Raw genomic sequence first — 1587 nt, 5'->3', positions numbered from 1 at the left:
CTTCTGTTACTTGGACTGAATTTCCTGCCGGACCACCAATGTTAGAAGCTTTAAACGTTGGCAGTATTGACTTTGGCTACACAGGAGAAGCACCTCCTGTATTTGCTCAAGCGGCTGGAGTTCCTCTGGTTTATGTTGCTTATGATCCTTATGGTACTAAATCGGAAGCAATTCTTGTTCATAAGGACTCACCAATTAAAAGTGTAGCTGACCTCAAGGGCAAAAAAGTGGCTTTTGCGAAAGGATCAAATACTAACTATTTGATAGTCAAAGCACTGCAAAAAGCCGGATTAAAATACACTGATATTAAGCCAACCTTCCTCACACCTGCTGATGGCCGTGCTGCTTTTGAAGGGAAAAATGTTGATGCTTGGGCAGTTTGGGATCCTTATTTAGCTGCTGCTCAAAAAGCCACAGGCGCACGTATTCTTACCGATGCCACTGGACTAGCTCCCAATCGAGGTTATTATTTGGCTGCTAAGTCCTTTGCCCAGAAAAATTCAGCAGGTTTAAAAACTGTCTTAGCTGGGGTAAGCAAAGTCAGTGATTGGGCAAAGGGTAATCCTAAAGATGTGGCAAAGTTACTTTCTCCCGTATTGGGTATAGATGCGGCTGTGTTAGAGGTAGCAGAAAAAAGACGCAAGTATGGCGTTTTGCCATTAACCAATGATGTAATTGCCAAACAACAAGAAATTGCTGATACTTTCTATAAAATAAACTTGATTCCCAAAGAAATCAAGGTTAAAGAAATAGTTTGGCAAGGTAAGAAATAATTTAGTAATTGGTAATTTAGTAATTGCTAATTATCAATTATTTATAAAAATCTTCCTTGACTTTCTATGCGTGAGAAAAAAATTAAATTCTTGAAAGAGTTATATATGGTAACAAACATCAATACACAGTGGCTAAAAACCGATGTTTTAGTAATTGGTGGTGGAACTGCGGGGACAATGGCAGGGATTAAAGCTAAACAGGCAAATCCTGATGCTGAGGTGTTAATTTTAGAGAAAGCGAATATTCGCCGTAGTGGAGCGATCGCCATGGGAATGGATGGAGTTAATACAGCCGTCATTCCTGGCAATTCTACCCCAGAACAATACGTCCGCGAAATCACCATTTCTAATGATGGTATTTTGCACCAAAAAGCCGTTTATCAAACAGGTAAATTAGGTTTTGAAACCATTCAAGAATTAGAAAGTTGGGGCGTTAAATTCCAAAAAGATCCCCAAGGGAATTATGACGTTAAACAAGTGCATCGGGTAGGTAAATATGTCTTACCCATGCCAGAAGGTAAAGACTTAAAAACCATTCTTACCCGCCAAGTTAAACGCCATAAAGTGAAAGTCACAAACCGCGTTATGGCAACTAGAATATTAGTAAAAGATGGTAAAGCCATTGGTGCAGTTGGATTTGATGTGCGCGGTGGTGATTTTGTAGTTATTCAAGCCAAAGCTGTTATCCTTTCTACAGGTGCTTGTGGACGTTTGGGTTTACCTGCATCTGGCTATCTTTATGGAACTTATGAAAATCCCACAAATGCCGGAGATGGTTATTCAATGGCTTATCATGCAGGAGCAGAATTAAGCA

2 protein-coding genes are annotated in these 1587 nt (G+C 39.9%); both read left to right on the top strand.

The annotated features are described in order from the left end of the window. A partial coding sequence (locus tag IQ228_RS25895) for a sulfonate ABC transporter substrate-binding protein (RefSeq protein ID WP_193964988.1) occupies positions 1-773 on the top strand: 773 nt, incomplete at its 5' end. A gap of 105 nt (positions 774-878) precedes the next feature. After that, positions 879-1587, top strand: a 709-nt coding sequence (locus tag IQ228_RS25890) for an FAD-binding protein (protein ID WP_193964987.1), incomplete at its 3' end; no start/stop codon positions are given.

This window comes from Dolichospermum sp. LEGE 00246 (assembly GCF_015207865.1).
Lineage (GTDB): Bacteria > Cyanobacteriota > Cyanobacteriia > Cyanobacteriales > Nostocaceae > Dolichospermum > Dolichospermum heterosporum.
Note: the sequence above shows the minus strand (reverse complement) of the source record. Positions and strands in the feature narration are given on the sequence as shown.